The sequence below is a fragment of the Bacillus sp. 05T21 genome (genome assembly GCF_056396785.1).
In genome coordinates this window covers 1-22349 of the sequence record NZ_JBFTMD010000038.1, presented here as the reverse complement: position 1 = coordinate 22349, position 22349 = coordinate 1, and the positions used below count along the sequence as shown (strand labels likewise).

18 protein-coding genes are annotated in these 22349 nt (G+C 32.5%); 14 read left to right on the top strand and 4 right to left on the bottom strand.

The window, feature by feature from the left end; all coding sequences use genetic code 11:
- The first annotated feature begins 94 nt into the window (after positions 1–94).
- The 4 genes from AC1DKZ_RS30110 (at position 95) to AC1DKZ_RS30095 (ending at position 4921) form a co-directional block, all read left to right on the top strand.
- On the top strand, positions 95–592 hold the full coding sequence (locus AC1DKZ_RS30110; RefSeq protein WP_088265393.1) for a DM13 domain-containing protein: 498 nt from the start codon (positions 95–97) through the stop codon (positions 590–592).
- Positions 593–1715: 1123 nt separating this feature from the next.
- Positions 1716–2414: an L-serine ammonia-lyase, iron-sulfur-dependent subunit beta gene (gene sdaAB, locus AC1DKZ_RS30105; protein ID WP_476997734.1), complete on the top strand. Its 699-nt coding sequence runs from the start codon at positions 1716–1718 to the stop codon at positions 2412–2414.
- Between the two features lie 22 nt (positions 2415–2436).
- On the top strand, positions 2437–3327 hold the full coding sequence (gene sdaAA / locus AC1DKZ_RS30100; RefSeq protein WP_476997733.1) for an L-serine ammonia-lyase, iron-sulfur-dependent, subunit alpha: 891 nt from the start codon (positions 2437–2439) through the stop codon (positions 3325–3327).
- A gap of 274 nt (positions 3328–3601) precedes the next feature.
- A complete protein-coding gene (locus AC1DKZ_RS30095; RefSeq protein WP_476997732.1) occupies positions 3602–4921 on the top strand; it encodes an aromatic amino acid transport family protein in 1320 nt (439 codons plus the stop codon).
- A gap of 266 nt (positions 4922–5187) precedes the next feature.
- Here AC1DKZ_RS30095 and AC1DKZ_RS30090 read toward each other — a convergent pair whose 3' ends face one another.
- The 3 genes from AC1DKZ_RS30090 to AC1DKZ_RS30080 form a co-directional block, all read right to left on the bottom strand.
- Positions 5188–5814, bottom strand: coding sequence for an SMI1/KNR4 family protein (locus tag AC1DKZ_RS30090; RefSeq protein WP_098635514.1), 627 nt, complete (start codon positions 5812–5814; stop codon positions 5188–5190).
- A 516-nt stretch (positions 5815–6330) separates the two neighbouring features.
- The gene (locus tag AC1DKZ_RS30085; RefSeq protein ID WP_476997731.1) at positions 6331–7359 is read right to left on the bottom strand and encodes a sensor histidine kinase; all 1029 of its coding nucleotides are present in this window, start codon (positions 7357–7359) and stop codon (positions 6331–6333) included.
- Entirely contained in the window at positions 7356–8030 is a 675-nt protein-coding gene (locus tag AC1DKZ_RS30080; RefSeq protein ID WP_098635512.1) for a response regulator transcription factor, read from the bottom strand. The genes AC1DKZ_RS30085 and AC1DKZ_RS30080 overlap by 4 nt, the downstream gene beginning before the upstream one ends.
- 252 nt (positions 8031–8282) lie before the next feature.
- On the opposite strand from AC1DKZ_RS30080, the gene AC1DKZ_RS30075 reads away from it, so the two are divergent.
- Together AC1DKZ_RS30075 and AC1DKZ_RS30070 are read left to right on the top strand one after the other, a co-directional pair.
- Positions 8283–9050, top strand: a complete 768-nt coding sequence (locus AC1DKZ_RS30075) for an ABC transporter ATP-binding protein (protein WP_098635511.1) — start codon at positions 8283–8285, stop codon at positions 9048–9050.
- Positions 9037–10914 (top strand): FtsX-like permease family protein, encoded by a 1878-nt coding sequence (locus AC1DKZ_RS30070; protein ID WP_476997730.1) that lies wholly within the window; start codon positions 9037–9039, stop codon positions 10912–10914. The genes AC1DKZ_RS30075 and AC1DKZ_RS30070 overlap by 14 nt, the downstream gene beginning before the upstream one ends.
- 517 nt (positions 10915–11431) lie before the next feature.
- On the opposite strand, the gene asnB is transcribed toward AC1DKZ_RS30070, so the two are convergent.
- On the bottom strand, positions 11432–13291 hold the full coding sequence (asnB, locus tag AC1DKZ_RS30065; protein WP_476997729.1) for an asparagine synthase (glutamine-hydrolyzing): 1860 nt from the start codon (positions 13289–13291) through the stop codon (positions 11432–11434).
- 162 nt (positions 13292–13453) lie between these two features.
- Between asnB and AC1DKZ_RS30060 the strand changes: the two genes are divergently transcribed.
- From AC1DKZ_RS30060 to AC1DKZ_RS30025, 8 genes are all read left to right on the top strand, one after another.
- Positions 13454–14344, top strand: coding sequence for a LysR family transcriptional regulator (locus AC1DKZ_RS30060; protein WP_476997728.1), 891 nt, complete (start codon positions 13454–13456; stop codon positions 14342–14344).
- Positions 14345–14660: 316 nt separating this feature from the next.
- A complete protein-coding gene (locus AC1DKZ_RS30055; RefSeq protein WP_476997727.1) occupies positions 14661–15179 on the top strand; it encodes a TetR/AcrR family transcriptional regulator in 519 nt (172 codons plus the stop codon).
- 168 nt (positions 15180–15347) lie between these two features.
- Positions 15348–15938 carry an SGNH/GDSL hydrolase family protein gene (locus AC1DKZ_RS30050; RefSeq protein ID WP_476997726.1) on the top strand — a complete coding sequence of 197 codons (591 nt, stop codon included), beginning with the start codon at positions 15348–15350 and terminating at the stop codon, positions 15936–15938.
- 127 nt (positions 15939–16065) lie between these two features.
- Positions 16066–16773, top strand: a complete 708-nt coding sequence (locus AC1DKZ_RS30045; RefSeq protein ID WP_476997725.1) for an IS6 family transposase — start codon at positions 16066–16068, stop codon at positions 16771–16773.
- Positions 16774–17508: 735 nt separating this feature from the next.
- Complete coding sequence (locus AC1DKZ_RS30040; RefSeq protein WP_002135831.1) at positions 17509–18276, top strand: ABC transporter ATP-binding protein; 768 nt, start codon at positions 17509–17511, stop codon at positions 18274–18276.
- The gene (locus AC1DKZ_RS30035; protein WP_476997724.1) at positions 18266–20254 is read left to right on the top strand and encodes an FtsX-like permease family protein; all 1989 of its coding nucleotides are present in this window, start codon (positions 18266–18268) and stop codon (positions 20252–20254) included. Before AC1DKZ_RS30040 ends, AC1DKZ_RS30035 begins: the two co-directional genes overlap by 11 nt.
- 81 nt (positions 20255–20335) lie before the next feature.
- Complete coding sequence (locus tag AC1DKZ_RS30030; protein ID WP_476997723.1) at positions 20336–21007, top strand: response regulator transcription factor; 672 nt, start codon at positions 20336–20338, stop codon at positions 21005–21007.
- Positions 21004–22026: a sensor histidine kinase gene (locus tag AC1DKZ_RS30025; RefSeq protein ID WP_476997722.1), complete on the top strand. Its 1023-nt coding sequence runs from the start codon at positions 21004–21006 to the stop codon at positions 22024–22026. Before AC1DKZ_RS30030 ends, AC1DKZ_RS30025 begins: the two co-directional genes overlap by 4 nt.
- Positions 22027–22349: the final 323 nt, after the last annotated feature.

Sequence of the window (22349 nt, the reverse complement as noted above, 5' to 3'; positions counted from 1 at the left end):
GCTGAAAGACTTTTGTAACATTTACGTTAGAAAAATGAAAGACCTTCTTGTTAACATACTACTACACAGTATGTTACAGGAGGTTTTTTACTTTATGAAAAGAAAATATGTATGGCTTATAGGTGGTTTGATAATTGTATTGGGGATTTTATGGTCATTGTTCCGACCAGAGAAATTATTTATTGATAAGCACGTAAATGAATCATTGCCACAAGCAGAGATACAATCAACTGAAGTAAGGCAACAAAGTGATCGAGTAATAAGGGAAGGTCAGTTTCAAAACGGTGTCCATGAAACAACTGGAACGGCAAAAATTTACCAATTAGCGGATGGAAAACGTGTTTTACGACTTTCTGATTTTGCAACATCTAATGGGCCAGATGTACGAGTTGTATTAGTTCCTACAAATCGTTTGAAAAATAATGAAGACGTGAAAAACTATCAGTATATTGAATTAGGAAAATTAAAGGGAAATAAAGGAGACCAAAACTACGAAATTCCTGAAGGGATAGATGTAAGTGAATATGGTGCGGTTTCTGTTTGGTGTAAAAGATTTAATGAAAACTTTGGTGCGGTTTATTTTAATAATTAAATATGAACTTAAAATTTCCTCTTACAGGCGAAATTCATATGAGATATGGTAATAGCTGCAGCGGACTTGGTTGCTAAGAAGGGCACTCATAAGAGTGTCTTTTTCATATTTCTCAATTTTTGTATATTTTAGAGCTATTGGACGTTTACGGAGAGATTTTATTTAGTGTGGAAGCGTACTGTCTGTGAATAGAAGGATGAATAATATGTTACAGGAAAACATAACTCTTTTATAACTTAATTTTGAAGGAACATATACTTTTTTCATTTATCGGCTTGTAAAGAAGTATGGAAATTAAAGTTTATAATTTAAAAGTCAGCTTAAAGATGCAATAAGCAATTTGAATAGTAATCTTAAGTAAATAAAAAAGAGAGAGGAGCATCGATGAGCTCTTCTCTCTTTTTAAATCTAATTAGGGTTTCCATAACTGTAAAGGGGATGGTGTAAATTGTTGGATATTATCAAAGTATTACTTTAAGTTAAGATTGTAAAAAGAAGTTCCTTTTTTCTGAAAAATAAATATTAATGCAAAATTAATGATTAATATTCAAAAATGATTTTATAGTTCATTAATTTATTACTTGCTATCTATATTAATCATTTATTGCAACAGCTTTCATGTCCAAAATTAAATGTTTCAACAAAGGATAATATAAGTATCATTATAATGATTTTCCAATATAATCAATGTGTTAATGAAAGGAACTCTGTGTTATTTTTGCTTTTCTACTAACTAATACAGCTTCAAACAAAGGACACAATTGCTACATGCTAAGTGTAATCTATTACCCATTCAAGATTCTGTTTATTCAATCTTTCTAAAAATAAAAAAATATTGTACTCATAAATATACAAGCTATAATGAGGGCGTCGAGAAAGAATTTATTACCTCTAGAGAAAGTATCAAACCTAGTTTTTTTGCAAAAATCCTAATGACATTGTAAGTAACCTTTTAAATTTGGACATACTGACATGATTACTCTAAGAAAGGTATGTGATCAAAAGGAAAAGTGTATTTGACACGAGAATGAAAGCGCATTCAATGAGGTCTTGTTTTGAATCAGTCATTTTAGTAACTTAGATTCAACTGCAATTAAAAATAATAAATTATGGGGGTGCTTATATGAACATGAATGTAGCATCTATTAAAGAAAAAAAGGTTGTTAAATACAAAAGTTGTTTTGATGTGATTGGGCCCATAATGATAGGTCCTTCAAGTTCACATACTGCAGGTGCTTTGGCTATTGGAACAGTAGCCAATAAATTATTTCAAGGTCTACCAAAAAAAGTCGTGGTAAGGTATTATGAATCATTTGCTGAAACCCATAAAGGTCACGGAACTGATTTTGCAATTATTGCTGGGATATTAGGATTTGCTGCCGATGACAGCAAAGTGCCAGATGCTATTAAAATAGCAGAATCTAAAGGAATTGAAATTACCTTTATTGAAGAAGCAGGTGATAGTCCTGCTGGCCATCCAAATACGGCAGATGTATATTTAGAGGATGAAAATCGAAGTATTAGAACGATGGGGATTTCGGTTGGCGGTGGATTAATTGAAATCAAACATGTTGAAATTGACGGATTTAGTTTAAATCTGAATGGGCCATTGCCGGTTATTATTGCAATTTCAGAAAGAGCTGACTTTGAATTTGTCTTACGCATGATCTTTAAACAATATGATGTGGAAATTAACAACTTTCATAGTTTAAAAGAAAACGAAAAATATTTATATGCATTCGCTTTGGATTCGCTATTGCCTGGTAATCTTCAGAAGGAATTAGGAAATTTAAGAAATAAAGCTAATCTCATTATTCTTTAGTTACATTAAGGAGTGAAAAAATATGTATTTGGCCATAAAAGAAATTGTAGATGCAGCTAATAAAAGCCAAAAGCCAATTTATGAATTAGCAATTGAACAGGAAATCGAACAAACTAAAACTTCTTATGAAGAAGTTTGGAGTAAAATGGAAAGAAATTTAGCGACTATGGAAAATGCCATAAATAAAAGTATCGAGGGCGAAGGGGTATTTTCTCCGACCGGTTTAACCGGAGGTGATGCTGTTAAAATTAAAAACTATCGAGCAAATAGGAAAACTCTTTCTGGAGACTTGATGGTGTTAGGGATCCAAAGTGCTATCGGTGTTAATGAAGTAAATGCTGCATTAGGGGCTATTTGTGCAACTCCAACAGCAGGTGCAAGTGGGACAATCCCAGGAGTTCTATTTAGTATTAAAGATACGTTGCAGTTAAGTCATGAAGATATGATTCATTTTCTATTCACTTCAGCGATATTTGGAACAATAGTCGCAAACAACGCTTGTATTTCAGGAGCGTACGGAGGATGTCAAGCTGAAGTAGGTAGTGCCTCAGCGATGGCGGCTGCAGCAGCGGTAGAAGCAGCGGGTGGAACGCCACAGCAATCTTCTGAAGCTTTCTCAACCGCATTGCAAAATTTACTCGGTTTAGTGTGTGATCCGGTCGCTGGTTTGGTAGAAATTCCTTGTGTAAAGAGAAACGCCATTGGAACGGCAAATGCTTTAGCAGCAGCGGACATAGCATTAGCAGGCGTAAAAAATATCATCAATTCTGACGAAGTTATTGAAGCGATGTATAGAGTTGGAAGACAGATGCCTCGCGAATTAAGAGAGACAGGTTTAGGCGGTATTGCGGCCACACCTACAGGGATTGCCATTAAAAATAAAATCTTTGGAGACAAACATTTAAATCAATAAAAAGTTATCGGAAATATTGTGAAATGGTTAACAATCCTAGTCTCTATTGTTCACCTAAGGATATCTGTACATTGAGAGTCATTATCACTATGATGTACTGCTAAATAATTTGTATATTTTGTAAGTACAAACCTGTCAGTTTGATGACTAGCTAATTTATCGATTTTAATCAACTTAATACACTATGTGGTGCACATTATTGTAAGCAAGACCAATTTATATTCCTAAGCCTTAAAAAGAGACGTAAGAATAGAACACAAGGAGGAATTATTATATGAATGGGAATACTGCAAAAAACATAGAATTTCAAGCTGAAAATACTGCAGTAAAAAATGATAAATATCCAGACCCTAAAAAGTGGCATAAACAGGATACTACCTGGGCATTGAGCCTCTTTGGAACAGCAATTGGAGCAGGAGTACTCTTTTTACCGATTAATGCAGGTTCAGGTGGTTTATTATCATTACTGTTAATTACATTACTTGCATATCCAGTTATGTATTACTCACATAGGGCACTTGCTAAAATGATATACGCTTCTAATTCTGCTGATGAGGGGATTACGGGTACTATAAGAGAGTATTTCGGAAATAAGGCAAGTATCATTTTTAACATAGTATATTTCGTCTCAATTTATACGATCGTGCTGATGTATTCGGTTGCACTTACAAATACTGCAAGTAGTTTTATCGTGCATCAATTGCACATGCAGGAGCCTCCAAGGGCCATTTTATCGCTTGTATTAGTACTCGGTCTTATCGCTATACTAAATTTTGGTCAAGATATTACTGTAAAGATAATGAGCATGCTAGTATATCCTTTCATTGTTTCTCTACTTTTTATCGCAATATCTTTAATTCCACAGTGGAATACGTCAATGCTAAGTTTTTCAAGTGTTTCTACTGCTTCAACTGGAACGGGATATTTTGGAACAATATGGATGATACTACCAATCATAGTATTCTCGTTTAATCATTCTCCTATGATTTCGTCATTCGTTATGAAACAGAGAGCTACGTATGGAATAGATGCTACTGATGCCAAGTGTGCTCAAATACAAAAAGTTTGTTATATCATGACATTCGTTGTTGTAATGTTCTTTGTTTGGAGCAGTACTTTAAGTTTGACTCCAGATGATCTTAAGGTGGCAAAAGAACAGAACTTGTCAATCCTATCATATCTTGCTAATGAGCTTAATTCGCCAGTAATTACTATTGCGGCTCCTATCATTGCGTTTGTGGCTATTACAAAATCTTTCCTTGGCCATTATATAGGAGCGTATGAGGTAATGCGTGACATGATTATCAAGTCCGGTAAAAAAAGTGGGAAAGATATAGGAGAAAAAACAGTTAAGACAATGATTCTTACTTTTGTCGTATTAACATGCTGGTATGTTGCTTATACAAATCCAAGTATTCTTGGAATCATTGATGCCCTTAGCGGTCCGTTAGTTGCTGCTATCTTGTGTCTATTACCAATGTATGCAATTCGTAAAGTGCCTGTACTAGCTAAATATAGAGGGAAAATGAGCAATGTATTTGTCATTGTTATAGGGATACTTACTGTTCTTGCAAGTATTAAGTCATTATTCTAGGTCACTATTGTTGGTTCTCATGTAAAATAATGGGATATGAAAAAGGACGAAAGATTCCTAGAGGAATTGCAATTTATATTGTTGAATCAAAGAGGTCATGGTTTTGGACAAACTTTTCCCCTTGGAGAGTTTGTCCTTTTTTGTTTATATGGGGCACCGCGAGCATTTTGGAAAAACCCCACGCTAAGCAAAAAATAAAATAAGCCATCCATTTGGACAGCTCATTTACATAATTATCGTTCTCGGAAGTTAAAAGTGCCTATGTTTTAAAGTTCTGTGAAGAGTTTTTTCCATTTTTGTGCTATTTCACTATCTGTATTTATGCCCTTTGAATCTATGAAGGTTTCCCATTGCCAGATCTCAGCCCCAATTAAATGCAAATCAGTAAACTTTTCAATAAACTCAATAAAATTATCTGCTACATAAGTGACTGAATCTTCTTCATGATCCCAGTAAATAACAGCTGCATCTTCGTTATTAGAATTCAAATCTAAAGCAAGATAATCACCGTTGGCAACGGTATAGAATGCTAATTTTTGTCGTAAGTTTTCACCATAATTATCTCCTACATCCTTTAAGCTATCTGCAACTTCTGTTAAGTCCTCAATCGAATCTAAATTCCAACATAGTTCACCTGCAAAGATAGCATCAAATTCAGCTGGTATAGAAAGTTCATCTGGAAAGGACCATCTAAGCTCTACTTGCTTTGAAAATTTCACTAAAACCCCTCTGAAGCTAATAGGGAGAGGATAACCTAATTGTTGTTCTATTAATTTAATTTCTTCTTCTGTTGCTGATTTTTCAACAATGAAAGATTCAATCTCCCCTTTAATTTTTTCTATTTGATGAAACGTTTCGTTCCAGTTATTAATCCAATTTTGACTGTTCAACATAGCCAGTCCTCTCTTTATATATATTTATAAGATTAGATTATCATGGTAAAGCTTCTTTGTATTAAAGTTTTTTAATGAATACTCTATTCATGTTCTGTTAACAAAACGTCTCATTATCAGTAGCAAGGAAAAGAGGGGAACCCTACTCTTACAAGGGAACCTTCTTTTTTTGTTCTATGGATCTATGCATTTTTTTATACATTCCTATCCTGGCGCGGTTTTAGGGTTCTTGTTTGTTATTGGATTTGCCAAAAAGCTGTAAAAAATCTTGCATGCTCTTAGCGTGGGGTTTTTCCAAAAAGCTGGCGGTACCCCATCACCATCAAGTTAAGAAATTTATTGTTCTCCCAACGAAAAAAGATTTAAACTCTTATAAGTAGCTAACTGTAACGAAAGAAAATTTCGTTTAGGGGGAACTTCAAAATATTAGCTTGATGGGCATGTGGCGGGCCCCTTACATATAGAAATACTTTAATAATTTTTAAGATTATTCTAAAGGCATTCCTGGTCTACTCTTTATAGGAAATGATAATAATTTCTTATTTTTGGGAAATGGATAGTAACCCTTGTATATTTTCCTTCTTGTGATTGAATAGAAATATCATGTCCCAATTTCAAAACCATTTGTTTTACAAGGTACAGTCCCATCCCAGTAGATTTTGTATGTGTTCTTCCAGTAGAACCTGTGAATCCTCTTTCGAACACACGATGTATATCTTCTTGCTTTATCCCAATGCCTGTATCTTGAATAAGCAATCGTTTCTCTTTATGATCCTCCTCAAAACGGAAAAAAATATCTCCACCATCATTTACATACTTTAAAGCATTTGCAGTAATTTGGTCTATGATAAATGCAAGCCATTTGCTATCGCTTTGAACGAATTTCTGCGCTTCCTCCATATGAAAGTGAATTCGTTTCGTGATAAAGATTTTGGCATATTTCTTTACACTTTCTTTAATGATTTGATTCAACTGTATATCTGTAATGAAATAGTCTTTAGAAAACGAGTCAATCCGTGAATAGTAAAGAGCCTGCTCCACATAATTATCAATTTTGTTCAGCTCATCTTCAAACTTATCTACAAGAAAATCTACTGTTTTTCCTGTACTGTTCTCAATGAGTAAATTACTTGCGGCAATTGGAAGCTTTACCTCGTGAACCCAGGACATAATAAAATCTTGGTGATCCACTTTCTCGTGAATCAACTTTTGAAGTTGCTTAGAATGATTGTCCCTTACTATTTTTATCATTTTGACATATAAAGCTTGTTCATAATTTTGTGGTTCAAGCATTTCTACAGGAAAGTCTTCTTTCTGACTCTCAATTAAATCATTTAGTTCTAGGTAAAAGGACCTACGGTAATAATATCCTATAGTAATATACAGACTTAAAGAGAGGAAACAAATAACATGAGTATAGAGCAGATTTTGAAGAACGAGATTCCGACTATCGTTTACAACCATAATTAATGAAACAAACAACATTAAAGTGAAGTACAGTATGAAAAAGAATCGTTTGTCTTTTATATATTCGAAAAAACTCATAAAATGATATACCCGTAGCCTTTCTTAGTAGTAATGAAACCGTCTTTACCGAGGTCAGTAAATTTTTTGCGTATCCGTGCAATGTTAACCGTTAAGGTGTTTTCGTCCACGAATCTTTCATCAGCCCAAAGACTGCGCATTATCTTTGTTCGGCTTACAACAGTCCCTTTATTTTGCATGAGAAGTTTTAAAATAATAAATTCATTTTTTGTTAGTGTAATCGCTTCATTCTCATAAGACAGATTGTAGGATTTAAGGTTGAGCACAATTCCATCATGCTCAATAACTTTCAACTCTATGTCTTCTATATACGTATAGGTCCTACGTAGGAGCGCATTAACCTTTGCCATTAAAACATCTGTGTGGAACGGTTTATTAATAAAATCATCCCCGCCCATATTCATCGCCATTACCATATCCATTGGTGTATTACGAGATGAAAGAAAAATGATCGGCGCTTTTGAAGTTTCTCTAATTTTATTACACCAGTAAAATCCATCAAATGATGGTAAATTAATATCCAATAGTACAAGGTGAGGACTATTTTTAAGAAAAATTGATAATACTTGGTCGAAATCTTCTACCTTTACTGTAGTAAATCCCCATTTTTCTATTGTCTCTCCCAACATATCTCTAATCGTTTTTTCGTCTTCGACAATCATAATTTTCATGATTTATCCCCCAAAATCGTATATTATTGATAATTTGTGTTATATGTTACGTGTTCATACTGCTGCATTAAATTACGATGGCATAATCGTCTATATCACATTATAGTGGAAAAAATAAAGAAAAAAGGGATATTTGTTCTAAGGTGACAAAACTGTAAGGTTAACATAAACAACTGTAAGGTTATTGAAGGGTTACACCATATAGAATAAAGCCTGTAAGAAAAAATAACTTCTTTAATGGAGGAAATATATATGAAATCAATAGTAGACGCAAAACAAATTAAAAAAATGTATGGAGCAAAAGGAAATACGTTTACTGCATTACATGATATTGATTTAACTGTTCGCGAAGGTGAGTTTGTTGGGATTATGGGACCTTCAGGTGCGGGGAAGTCCACACTTTTAAATATTTTGGCGACCATAGATCGGCCGACATCCGGTGAGATTTTGATTGATGGGACGAGCATACTAAACATGAAAGAAGAACAATTATCTGCATTCAGGCGGGATAAACTCGGTTTCATTTTTCAGGATTACAATTTATTAGATACGTTAACAGTAAAAGATAATATTTTGCTGCCACTTGCACTAGCAAAAATGAATGTAAAAGAAATAGAAAACAGAGTTAACGAGATTTCAGAGCGCTTTGGAATTCGTTCCATTTTAGATAAATACCCGTATCAAATTTCAGGGGGGCAGAAACAACGCACAGCTGCTTCACGAGCGATGGTATCTAAACCCAGCTTAATTTTAGCTGACGAGCCGACTGGAGCACTCGATTCAAAATCGGCAGCAGATTTATTGGAGAGCTTACAAAATTTAAGTCAAGAAGATAAAGCCACCATCCTCATGGTAACACATGATGCCTTTGCAGCTAGTTATTGTAAACGCGTGTTATTTATTAAAGATGGCACTCTATTTACCGAACTCGTAAAGGGGAATTCTTCCGGCAAAGATTTTTTCCAAAAGATATTAGATGTATTGTCCATTCTTGGAGGTGGTACAAGTGACGTTATTTAGTTTAGCGAAAAAAAATATTAAAGGGAATTTAAACAACTACCTTCTATACATTTTCTCTATGGTGATTAGTGTCGTGGTTTGCTATACTTTCAACTCATTATTGTATACACCAGAAATTAAAAATGCCGTTAATAATATGGAAGGTACAATGTCACAAACCTCTTTCGTTTTAATAGGATTCGTAGCGGTTTTCATCGGATATTCTAATGCATTCTTCACAAAAAAACGTAAAAAAGAAGTAGGTTTATACTCCTTACTTGGTGTGAGAAAAAAAAACATCGCAAGAATGCTATTTTTTGAAAATGTAATTATTGGGGCTATCACTTTAGTATGCGGGCTCGTATTAGGGGTCATATTATCCAGATTGTTTATCATGTTACTTCTTAAACTCGTAGGTGCTCCGGTCGATGTAAGTTTTAGCATTCCAATGGAAGCAATTATGACTACCACTATTACATTTACGGTCATTACAATTTTTACATCCCTTCAATCGTATCTTTTAATTTATCGCTTTAAATTAATTGAATTATTCCAAGCAGAGAAAAAAGGGGAGAAAGTACCAAAAGCATCTATTGTTTCTGCTGTAGTTTCGATTATTTTACTGGTAAGTAGTTATTGGTTTATGTTTAACGGGGCAATTATGCTTTCTATGCCTCTTATTGCTATTGGAACATATTTCTTATTTCGTTCTTTAACTGTGTATTTACTAAAGCGTGCACAAAAAAATAAACCGAACTACTATAAAGGGATTAACATCATTGGAACATCTCACTTGTTGTATCGTATAAAAGGGAATGCCCTTATGCTTACAATTATAGCATTACTAATTTCTGTAGCACTGCCATATCTTCAAGCGAGTTTCTCTGAGTATTCAATTACTGAAAAAGACGCTCATGAAACAGCTCCTTTTAGCTATATTCATCTCTCAAAAGATGAAACATCAGACAATCAAATCAAACGGGTTATTTCAAAAGACAAAGAACATCCGATTACAGCGCAACTAGATATTCCGGTTATTCAAGTAAAAGGGAATACTTCAGCACCATTCCAAGATAAAAATGATCTTTCCGTTAATTTGATTTCTGAAAGTGGATTTCATAAAATGAACAAAATCCTAAAATTAGGAGATATACCAAACCTTTCTGGTGAGCACGCTATAGCATTTCAACAATACATTAATCAACCAGCCACTGATTTTATTGATCAAAAAGTCAACATTCAGTTACCTGAGGGGAATTTTACTTTTAAGCTCAACAAGTTAGAAAAAAAAGCGATACGACTAACCTCTGGTTCTGAGCTTTTATACATTGTAATTGATAATGCAAGGTTTGCTAGTGTTGCAAAACAAATCAGTCCAATCAAATATAAAGCTTATAAAGTAGCAGATGAAAAAACAACCAAGGAAACATCTGAGATTGTAATGACGCTAGCAGAGAATGATACTCATATGCGTACGTTCTATAAAGAGTATAAAAAAATAAAGGCACTTACAGGAATGAAAATCTTTGTAGTTAGTTCTTTAGCATTAGTTTTATTAGTGGCAACAGGAAGTGTTATTTACTTCAAACAGCTAACAGAAGCATATTCAGATAAAAATCGCTATGAAATTTTACGAAAATTAGGTGTAAATAAAAAAGAAGTACGGACTACGATAGCAAAACAAACATTATTTATATTTCTCCTTCCGTTAATTATTGGGATACTAAATGCAGCCATGTTAACAATGTCGGTATCATTACAATATAGCATGGACATACAGCAAGATATCATTTCATTTGTTTACGCTATGACAACATATGGTGTAATTTACCTTGTTTACTACGTGTTAACCATTAATTCCTATAATAGAATTGTGAATAAATAAATAGGAACCATCTCTCAAAAATCGGGAGGTGGTTCCTATTATTTAACAAAACAAGATGCATAGTTAACTGTGAGCTTACTTCTGAAATAAATAACTACAGAGAAATGAAATTTTCATTTAGGGGGGCTTCATAAGCTTAACTTGATGGCGATGGGGTACCGCTACATCGCTTATCAAGCTAAGCTTATGCAAAGTCAATTTCAGACGAGATTGTTTCTTTTTTCTAAAGGACAAGTGTAGTTGATTGAAAGATTTTCATACGAAATAAACCCTAGCGGGTTTCACTTTTTTGAATTGTTTTCCTTTAAAATATCTCATGTCTGATTCTCCTAGATCCTGTTTTCTAGAGTGTAGCTTCATGTAAAAAACTTTGCAAGAGAACCAGGAAGATGCTACCCATGGATAATGAACTAATCGCGCAGGCTGCCAAGGTTACAATCAATGTTCTTAAGTGAGGACATTGATTGTAATTCAGCTCTCTTTATGTTTAAGCTAGTTTTAAAATGTTCAAATCTAACTAAAGTGTTGGAGATTTTTCGGAAGAATGCTTAAATTGTACAAGTTTAATATTATATTCTTGCAGCCAACTATTCACCTGGATTAAGTAATCTATTAAAGTTTTTGCATCATTATCAAAAATAATTTTATCTTTTCCTTTTACAATATCATGTACTCTTTCTACGTTTATAAATGGAAGGATGGGTGATTTTTTATCATTTAATATATTTAGCATCCACACGCTAATTCCTTGTAAATAGGCAGCATCCTTTGTACTTGGATATGCGCTTTTTTTACGATAGCACACATCTTTTGGAAGTACAGTTTGAAAAGCACGTCGTAAAATGCCTTTTTCAATATTATCAATACTCTTCATTTGAAATGGAACATTCCACAGATATTCTACAAGCCTATAATCACAGAAAGGAACACGAACTTCAAAGCCTGTCATCATACTAGCGCGATCCTTACGTTCTAACATAAACGGTAAGAAACGTGTAATAAACATATAAGACATTTGTCGTTGCTTCATTTGCAACTCATTTTCACCTTCTAAAAAATCAATTTCATCTATTGCTTCTTGGAATTTTTGCTTTTGGTATTGCTTTGGCTTTATCCTTGCTTTTAAATCTGGTGATAAAACATCTATAAGATGAGAATGGTTGCTAATCCAAGGGAAAGTTTCTGCCTTTAAAAATTGTTCTTGATAGAACCACGGATACCCTGAGAATACTTCATCTGCTGATTCACCTGAAAGAGATACTGTTGCGTTCTTTTTCATTTCTGTAAACAGAAGATAGAGAGAGGTTTCGAACTCTCCACTACTTGGTAAGTCACGAGCTCTCATGGGAATTAATAAATTTTTAATTAATTTGTCTGAATTTATTTCGACAGAGTGATGGGCTGTCCCAACATGTTCAGCTACTCGTTTTACCCAAGGTTCATCACGATCGCGACGAAGGAAATCTTCTTTAAAATCTTGCTCCTCATTGGTAAAAGTGAGGGAATAGGTATGAAGTGTTTTTTCATGCTCTTTAAACTCATTTCCTGCTAAAGCTGTTAAACCACTAGAATCTAATCCTCCCGAAAGCATAGATACTACAGGTTTATCAGCAATTAATTGTCGTTTCACGGTATCCTTCAAAATGGTACGAATTTGTTCAACAGTTGTGTTTACATCATCTGTATGATTTTTACTTTTAAGTTTCCAATATTGTTTTGTTTTCGTATTACTTGCAGTAAATAGAATATAATGGCCAGCACGAACTTCGTGTATATCTTTAAAAATAGCATGACCAGGGGTACGCGTTGGTGCTAAACAGAATATTTCAGAAAGACCTTCAATATCCACTTCTGCTTCTACAAGTGGATGCGAAAGTAAGACTTTTAATTCCGAACCAAAGAGAATTGAACTACCACGTTGAGCAAAAAATAATGGTTTTACTCCTAAATGATCACGACCTAGCATAAGTTGCTTTAATCTTTCATCCCAAATACCAAAGGAAAAAATCCCATTTAAGTGTTGTACACAGTTTTCTTTCCATTCTACATAGGCATGGAGTAATACTTCTGTATCTGATTTAGTTTTAAATATATGCCCTTTTTCTTCGAGTTCAACACGTAACTCTTGATAGTTATAGATTTCTCCATTAAACGTAAGAGCAATCGTATTAGTACCATTTTGATAGATCATAGGTTGAAGACCACCTTCTGGATCAATGACGATGAGACGTCGATGACCCAATGCTGCTCGTTCTGAAAACCAAAATCCCTCTGCATCAGGTCCTCGGTGAATAATAGCATCTGTCATTTTTTTTAACGTTTCTTGTTGATCTGAAAGGTTTTTAGACCAGTCTATCCATCCTGCAATTCCACACATATAAAATTCCACTCCTTTTTTCTTAGTAAATATGAATTGTAATGCGACTCATTCTATCTTTTAAAAAATAATATCTGCTTTTATTGTAAACTTATCCATAATTAATTAAAATTTAGAAATATTCACTTATAGTTAAATTTTAATTAATAAAGGGGGAGAACTATGAACTTTGAACAAATGGAGTATATTGTGGAAGTAGCGAAAACTGGGTCTCTTACGAAGGCAGCTCAAAATTCTCATGTCACTTTGCCTGCAATTAGTAAATCTATTTCTTTACTTGAAGCAGAACTCGGAATGAAGTTATTTACACGATCTCGTGGTTTAAAAGTTATTCCAACTTCAGAAGGTAACATGATTATTCGGAAGGCAAATGAGATTTTGAGGCAAGTGAAGGAATTAAAAGAAGAGGCGCAAATCTACAGTAATACATTAAATGGGGAATTAAAAATTGCAACAATACCAGGACCAATGCATGTGCTAATAGATATTATTGCAAATTTTAAAAAAGAGCATCCGAAAGTGAAAATAAAAATGTATGAAAAGGCACAAAACAATATATTAGATGATCTTCAAAAAGGGAGCATTGATATTGGTTTTATTGCTATATCAGATAGTTTGTGGGGAACACGTACGGATTTTTTATTTGAAAAATTATTAGACGCTAAAATCGTCGCTGGTGTTCATAAGGACTCTCCACTGTCATTAAAAAAATCAATTACTCCTGAACAGTTGATAGATCAAAATTTAATTTTATATGATGATGAGCTAATTCGGGATAACATAAATAATTTGTTTTCTCATGATGGAGAAAGGAATATTCTTTTCATTTCGAACAATACACTATCCATACAAAATGCCATAAAACAAGGGTTAGGGGTCACCATAAAACTTGAATATTCTTCTAGAAAAAATAAATTACATAATCAAAAAGAAATTGTCCCTATTGAATTAATTATTCCTAATCTAGAACAAATTTCTTATGGATGGGTAATTTGTAAAAAAAAGCAGCCTTCGCAAATTTTGAAAAGTTTTATTAAACAGATACAATTTTAAAAAGTGTATATATTAGTAAACATAATGGTTATGTCCAGTGTAGAGGATGCTACTATATTAAAATCATTTCAGCGAATAGGAATTTACATTCATGTTTATTGCAAGAAGTAATAAAACCTTATAGAAGTATGCTTTTTCTCATTAATTAAAATATCATGCCTAAATGTTGTCCCGTTTATATTTCTAAATGACTTTTTAAATAAGGGTGATTCAACATTACGGTAAAATCTCGTAATAACTATCCCTACTAGAATTATTTGATTTTTCTTTCTTTGTTAGTTATTATTTATTTATCAATAAATAAATGAGGTGAATTATGGTAATTAAAGAAAACCGAAAAGAGCAGATTATTGATGTAGCTGTTAGTATATTTGCAAAGTTTGGATATTACAAGACAACAACATCACAAGTAGCAAAAGCAGTAGGTGTAACACAACCCTATGTGTTTCATTTCTTCAAGAATAAAGAGGAGCTATTTATGGCTGTCATTGATCGTGCCTTTCTTCGCATTTATGATGCTTTTTCTGAAGTGGAAGCATGTGATACTCAATTAATGCATGTCATGGGAAAGACATATATGCACATTCTACAAACACATCGAAGTGAATTAACTATGGTCATGCAAGCTCATTCTATAGCCGAACCTATAATCCGAGAACATGTGAGAGAGAAATTTCGCATGATTTATGTCTTTCTTACTGAAAGATTGCAAAAAGCAGGTTATCAAAATGGAGAAGCAGAAGCAAAAGCAAATCAATTTATTGCCATGGGGCTGTTAATTACAGTATCGCAGGTACTAGAATTGCCTGAGTTAATTCAATTTTTAGAGATGTGAAAAAGAAAATCACAGAATGATTATAGATTTTGGTTACATTTTCTCGAAAATTTAAAACTTAAAAATTATCTATGTAATTTAATTGGAATTGAAAAAATTTAGGAGACACAATTACGCTGTGAGCTATTTTATAGTGTAGATATCAATAATAAAAAAGGGGGACTAGATATGTGGAAGCGTTTTGTAGCAATAGGTGATAGTTTTACAGAGGGGATAGGGGATGAAGTTGAGGGAATAGCATTAAACAGCTGGGTAGATCATTTTGTTCAACTGTGTGTAAACGATTTAAAGTATGCTAATCTTGCAAAGCGTGGATTAGTAACTAAAGAAATTCGCTCGCAGCAATTGGAACAGGCATTAACTTTTAATCCAGATTTGGTTAGTCTAATTGCAGGCGCAAATGATGTTTTAAAACGACGTTGGAATCATCATGCATATAAGAACGATATGGAATTTATGATAGATACATTAAGTAAAACAGATGCTGATATTATTATAGCAAACCTTCCAGATTTTACAGTTCGGCTTCCTTTTTCTTCTGAAAAAAAACAAGTATTAAAAGAACAATTATTAGAGGCAAATGAAGTTATACTTTCACTGAGTAGAGAGTATAAGCTTCATCATGTTGACTTTTGGAATCATCATTTAGTTAATGACAATACGCTTTGGTCTACAGATTTAATTCATCCAAACTCAAAAGGATATGTAAAAATTGCTGAATTGATTTTTAGTAGTTTGCCAGTACAGGACCCAAAATAATAGTTTACTGATGGTTATTACTATTGTTTACTCCGGATTCTGGTGCAAAAACTTTGAAGTATATGAAAATGGTCTATCAAACTTGGAAATGCTGATAGTACTACTCTATAAAAGGTGTGTGATCAGTATGGAAAAGGAGAATTTATTTAAGTGGAAACATTATCAACCAGACATCATCTTATTAACTGTACGTTGGTACCTACGGTACAACCTAAGTTTTCGCGATTTGGTGGAAATGATGGAGGAACGGGGTTTATCCATTTCTCATACAACGATTATGCGTTGGGTTCATCAGTATGGTCCTGAATTGGACAAGCGGATCCGACGTTACCTCAAACAAATAAATGGCTCTTGGAGAGTCGATGAAACATATATCAAAGTAAAAGGTCAATGGATGTACCTGTATCGTGCTGTTGATTCGAACGGAAACACAATCGATTTTTGCCTAAGCAAAACAAGAGATCATAAGGCTGCAAAGCGCTTTTTCAAGAAAGCTTTGCGGGCTTTTCATGTTTCAAAGCCACGTGTGATAACAGTCGATAAGAATCCAGCTTATCCTATAGCAATTGAACAGTTGAAAAAAGAAAAAAGCATACCTAACGGTATGCGACTTAGACAACAAAAGTACTTGAATAACATAGTAGAACAAGATCATCGTTTTATAAAGAAGCGAATCCGTTCTATGCTAGGTCTTAAATCTTTCGCCACAGCTACATCCATTCTTTCTGGAGTAGAAGCCATGCATATGATTAAAAAAGAACAGATTGCTTTACGGGACCAGTCTGTCCAAAATCAGAAAGAATTCATCCATCAATTGTTTGGACTTGCAGCATAAGATACGATTCCGTTAGGAATATATGCGCTGTATTCTCTTTTATTTTATTTTTGCACCAGAACCAATTTTTCTATACGGTTCGTGTATATCAATTATAGTTTACTTACTTCCACTAATAATAAATCTTGTTGCAGTAGTCTTTTTCATGATAATCACATTGATTAGTCTTTTTATCCTTTTACCGCTTCTATTCAATGGAAGAAGTCGCTTAAAAGTGGGATGAAATACGAGATGAATGAGTTCAAACGTAAGGACCTTAAATTTTCCATTGACGGTATAGGTATTATTTTGGGATTAGAAAGAGACTAAATCACAATCATTAAACAGTAAAAAAACAACCGATTCCTTAACGTAAAGGGAATCGGTTATTTTGTGTCCAAATTGTGTCTAAACGTACAATTTTCCCGAAATGACTATGAATCCATGTCTTTTAAATAGAGCTGTTGTTACGCCGTAACCAGTTTGTTTATTTCTACTAATTACATAAGTCTTATCGTTTTTGCACCAGAACCGATACCCCTACATTTATCTGCCTCTTTGGTAAGGCATCGAATAATCCTTACTTATACCATCGCGATTTCTGATAACTTATATGTAGAGGTATCACTCAATATAACAAAAATGTAATGTTAATGAAATGTAATTCCATCGATACTATAAATGAAATTATATAAAATTAGTTACATAAATGAATGAGAGTTAAAGAATTTTTATAATGAAAAAGGAGAATTATTAATGCGAAATATATTAAGTGTAGAAAAAATTGAAAAATATTATGGTAATAAAGATAATGTAACAAAGGCTATAGATAATATTAGTTTTAAGGTAGATGAGGGAGAATTTGTTGGGATAATGGGGCCTTCAGGAAGTGGAAAAACTACATTACTTAACTGTATATCAACTATTGATAATGTTACTACGGGAAAAATAATGATAAATAATAGTGACATTACTCGGTTAAAATCAAAGTCACTAGATAAGTTTAGACAAAATGAATTAGGGTTTATATTTCAGGACTTTAATTTATTAGATACCCTTACTGCTTATGAAAATATTGCCCTGGCGTTAACAATAAAAGGTGAGAAAAGTTCAAAAATTGATGGAAAAATACAAGCAGTTGCAAAGTATTTAGACATTGAACAAGTATTAAGCAAATACCCTTATCAAATGTCAGGCGGACAAAAACAAAGGGTTGGTTCGGCAAGAGCTATCGTAACAGATCCATCTTTAGTACTTGCAGATGAACCAACAGGATCGTTAGATTCTAAATCAGCTAGATTATTACTCGAAAGATTTGGAAGTCTAAATAAGGATTTAAAAGCTACAATACTTATGGTTACTCATGATGCATTTACAGCAAGCTATGCTCGTAGAATACTTTTTATTAAAGATGGAAAAATATTTATCGAGTTGGTAAGAGGGAATGATTCCAGAAAAGAATTCTTTACTAAAATTATCGAAGTTATAACTCTTCTTGGAGGTGATGATAATAATGTACTCTAAGATTGCTATTGGGAATGTAAAGAAAAGTTTTAAAGATTATGCAATATATTTCTTAACACTAACACTGGCTGTTTGTATATTTTATAGCTTTAACTCAATAGAATCACAAAAGGCACTTATGGAAATTAACGCTTCAGATAGAAAGTATGTGCCTACAGTAATGAACGCTATCTCAAATGTGTCAGTATTTGTATCCGTAATATTAGGTGGTTTAATATTGTATGCAAATAATTTCTTAATTAAAAAACGTAAAAAAGAATTAGGAATATACATGACTTTAGGTATGGGAAGAAGAAACATATCCAGAATATTAGTAACAGAGACATTTCTAGTTGGTGTTATATCTTTAGTGAGTGGACTTATAATAGGTATTGGAGTATCGCAGGGGTTATCTACATTTGCATTAAAGCTATTTGACTTGCCCATCAATAAATATAAATTTGCAATTTCAACAGGTGCTATAGGTAAAAGCGTATTATACTTTGGAATCATGTTTTTACTTGTTATGTTATTTAATGTATATGTTGTTTCTAAATACAAAATAATTGATTTGTTAACAGCAGGTAGAAAAAACGAAGATGTAAAATTTAGAAATCCTCTTATCTATGTAATCACATTTATTATGTGTGTAGCATCACTTGGATATGCATATGTGACTGTACTAAAAATCGGATTGAATTATAATAATCCTATGCTCATGGTATCGATCATACTTGGCATATTAGGTACATTGCTGTTTTTCTTTAGTTTATCTGGATTTATATTATATGTTGTAAAGAAGAATAAAAAAATCTATTTTAAAGGGTTAAATATATTTATCATCAAACAAATAAATAGTAAGGTTAATACAAATTTTATATCCATGTCTGTAATCTGTTTAATGTTATGCCTTACAATGGTGGCTCTATCTACAGGAATCAGCTTTAACAGAATGATGGACGCAACAACGAAAGAAGTAACACCATTTGATGCCAGTATTACGTTGGAGAATAAGGATGAAAGTTACACTATAGAAGACGTATTAAATAAAGCTAATTTTAAAATAAGTAATAACGAAAAATATGTATCTTATAATGTATATCCAACAGGGATGGAAGTGGGGGACTTAGTACCGGAAGTACGTAAAGATTATAAGAAAAGCGGTATGCATTTCATTAAAGTATCTGATTATAATAAAATTTTAAATCTTAAAGGTGAAAAGGAAATCACTTTAAATAACAATGAAGTTTTACTTTTATCAAATGATAAGCGGTTGCTTAATTCGATAAATGAAAGATTAAAAAATAGCAATAAGGTGAATATTAAAGAAAAAGAATATCTGGTAAAATACGCTAAAATTATACAAGAGAGTCTTTACACTTCTGATACGCAACCTTATTTCTTCAAAATCGTTATAAATGATGATTTTTTATCAGACTACAAAATTATTGAATCCGTACTTAATGTAAATTATTTAGATGGAAATAGAGAAGAATATAATAAAAAATATGATAACGTTGCACGGAGCTTGTATGACGAAAATAGCCCGAAATTAAATATTAATCGTATAGCAGGCAAATCAAAGGATGAAGTTTGTGCAGAAAGTAAGGGAATGAAAACTATCGTACTGTTTATTGGGATATATATAGGTATTGTATTTTTAATAACGAGTATGGCTGTATTAGCTCTTCAACAATTATCAGAAGCCAGTGATAGCATAGATCGATATAAATCTTTGAAGAGAATTGGTTCAAACGGAACAATGATCGACAAAGCGATTTTCATTCAAACTTTCGTATACTTCAGTCTTCCAGTTTTTCTTGCTTTAATTCATTCTGCAGTTGGAATTTATGTAGTCAATGATTTTATTAACGCATTTCAACAAGTAGACATTACTTTACCAGCATTGATGACTGGCTTGGTATTTCTTGTAGTTTATGTAATATATTTCTACACGACATATGTCGGTTATAAAAATATTGTAAAAAGTAATACTTGATTTTATAATGCTCATTAAGGCTATTACACCTTGTTTCTCAAGATGTAATAGCCTTATATTCTGTATAGGGAGGGAAAAGTCATGAAAAAAATCATTCTGATTGAAGATGATGAAATCATCAGAGAAGAATTACAAAATTTTTTTATAAAGTATGGATATGAAGTAAAGGCTCCCACAGATTTTAATCATATTATCGAATATATAGAAAGTGAGAATGCAGACCTTATATTACTAGACATAAATCTTCCTGTGTTTGATGGCTATTATATATGCAGAGAAATACGTAAAACTTCAGATGTTCCAATCTTCATGGTTACAAGCAGAGATAGTGATGTAGATGAACTAATAAGTATGAATTTAGGAGCAGACGATTTTATAACAAAGCCGTATAATACAGAAATACTATTAGCAAGAGTAACAAACATTTTAAGGAGAACATCTGGAGATTTAAAGACGAATAATATCTTAATTTATAGAGATTTTAATTTAAATCTTTCAAATGCAACAGTTACTTATCAAGAAAAGTCTGTAGAGTTAACTAAAAATGAAGTTAAAATACTCTCATGCTTAATAAATAATCGCGGTAATATTGTAAAAAGAGATTCACTCATGGAAACCTTATGGAAATCTGATTATTTTGTGGATGATAGCACTTTAACTGTTAATATAAATAGATTAAGAAAAAAGCTTGAAGAGATAGGTATAGAAAATCCAATTGCAACAAGAAGAAGGTTAGGGTATATAATGCCATGAATATAGGTGAATTTTTTAAAGATAAAATGGTAGTAATACTATCTAATGTACTGGTATTTATTATACTAGCAGGTATATTGCTGACTGCGAATGTTCAGTTCATTATAATATTCTTTGTCTTTTGTATTTGGTTTTTTCCATTGATTTCATATATGGCTATAGAATTTATAAAATGTAAAAATTATTATAATGAGATTAATGGTATATTAGAAAACTTGGAGAAAAAATACTTACTTCCAGAGGTAGTAAAGGAAGCAAACTTTATACATGGGGAAAAGCTTAACGCTATACTGAAAGAAATAAGTAGAGATATGCATGAAAATGTAAAATATTATAGAGATATGCAAATAGATTACAGAGAATATATAGAGACATGGGTGCATGAAATTAAGACACCGATAGCTTCTACAAAGCTAATAATTGAAAATAATCAAAATGAAGTAACTAATAAAATTGACTCTCAAATGGATCGAATCGAGGGGTTTGTAGAACAGGTTCTGTATTATTCTCGAAGCAGTAACGTTAATAAAGACTATATTATAAAGCCAATCAACCTTGATAATGTAGTAAGGAATGTAATTAAAAGAAACTATAGGGATTTTATTCATAAGAGAATAAAATTAGACATACAGGATATTGATGAAATCGTATATAGTGATGGAAAATGGATTGAATTTATTATTAATCAAATAATAGGAAATTCTATAAAGTACTCAAATAACAAAGAACAAATGATACGTATATACTCAATTAAGAAAGCTAACTCAGTAATACTAACCATAGAGGATAATGGAGTAGGGATAATAACTAAAGATATAAATAGAGTTTTTGAAAAAGGATTTACTGGAGAGAATGGCAGGAGATTTAGCAAAAGTACAGGAATGGGTTTGTATTTATGCGAAAAACTGTGTTCAAAATTAGGATTGAAAATTGGCATTGAATCTGAAATGAATAAAGGAACTAGAGTTACATTAATATTTCCTTTATCAGGTATGGTAACTTTTGAGACTTATTTATAAAAGAGATGCTACCATCTTTCCACGAATTTCGTATGAACTTATAAACAAATTTAAAACGGTATGAAAAGAATAGAAATTCTCTTCATACCGTTTGTATTATTTAGCCATTTAACATATTGGTATATGTAATTGTGAATCGGATGGATGTTAATCTGGATTAGTCATTACTATTTTTGTAAAGTGATAATAAAGTTATTGAATTTTGTTATGAAATATATATAAGCCTTGCACATTTTATTGTACTAAGGCTCTTTAAAGTTGTTTAATTTCTATCCATTTAATTGCATTTGCACTCAAAAATCAATAATAAAGTTATTTAATCC

Bases quoted from the DNA above. Each gene is read 5' to 3' on its own strand.
- AC1DKZ_RS30110 (WP_088265393.1), top strand. From the start codon at position 95: ATGAAAAGAAAATATGTATGGCTTATAGGTGGTTTGATAATTGTATTG.
- sdaAB (WP_476997734.1), top strand. From the start codon at position 1,716: ATGAACATGAATGTAGCATCTATTAAAGAAAAAAAGGTTGTTAAATAC.
- sdaAA (WP_476997733.1), top strand. From the start codon at position 2,437: ATGTATTTGGCCATAAAAGAAATTGTAGATGCAGCTAATAAAAGCCAA.
- AC1DKZ_RS30095 (WP_476997732.1), top strand. From the start codon at position 3,602: ATGAATGGGAATACTGCAAAAAACATAGAATTTCAAGCTGAAAATACT.
- AC1DKZ_RS30090 (WP_098635514.1), bottom strand. From the start codon at position 5,814: ATGTTGAACAGTCAAAATTGGATTAATAACTGGAACGAAACGTTTCAT.
- AC1DKZ_RS30085 (WP_476997731.1), bottom strand. From the start codon at position 7,359: ATGAGTTTTTTCGAATATATAAAAGACAAACGATTCTTTTTCATACTG.
- AC1DKZ_RS30080 (WP_098635512.1), bottom strand. From the start codon at position 8,030: ATGAAAATTATGATTGTCGAAGACGAAAAAACGATTAGAGATATGTTG.
- AC1DKZ_RS30075 (WP_098635511.1), top strand. From the start codon at position 8,283: ATGAAATCAATAGTAGACGCAAAACAAATTAAAAAAATGTATGGAGCA.
- asnB (WP_476997729.1), bottom strand. From the start codon at position 13,291: ATGTGTGGAATTGCAGGATGGATAGACTGGTCTAAAAACCTTTCAGAT.
- AC1DKZ_RS30060 (WP_476997728.1), top strand. From the start codon at position 13,454: ATGAACTTTGAACAAATGGAGTATATTGTGGAAGTAGCGAAAACTGGG.
- AC1DKZ_RS30055 (WP_476997727.1), top strand. From the start codon at position 14,661: ATGGTAATTAAAGAAAACCGAAAAGAGCAGATTATTGATGTAGCTGTT.
- AC1DKZ_RS30050 (WP_476997726.1), top strand. From the start codon at position 15,348: ATGTGGAAGCGTTTTGTAGCAATAGGTGATAGTTTTACAGAGGGGATA.
- AC1DKZ_RS30045 (WP_476997725.1), top strand. From the start codon at position 16,066: ATGGAAAAGGAGAATTTATTTAAGTGGAAACATTATCAACCAGACATC.
- AC1DKZ_RS30040 (WP_002135831.1), top strand. From the start codon at position 17,509: ATGCGAAATATATTAAGTGTAGAAAAAATTGAAAAATATTATGGTAAT.
- AC1DKZ_RS30035 (WP_476997724.1), top strand. From the start codon at position 18,266: ATGTACTCTAAGATTGCTATTGGGAATGTAAAGAAAAGTTTTAAAGAT.
- AC1DKZ_RS30030 (WP_476997723.1), top strand. From the start codon at position 20,336: ATGAAAAAAATCATTCTGATTGAAGATGATGAAATCATCAGAGAAGAA.
- AC1DKZ_RS30025 (WP_476997722.1), top strand. From the start codon at position 21,004: ATGAATATAGGTGAATTTTTTAAAGATAAAATGGTAGTAATACTATCT.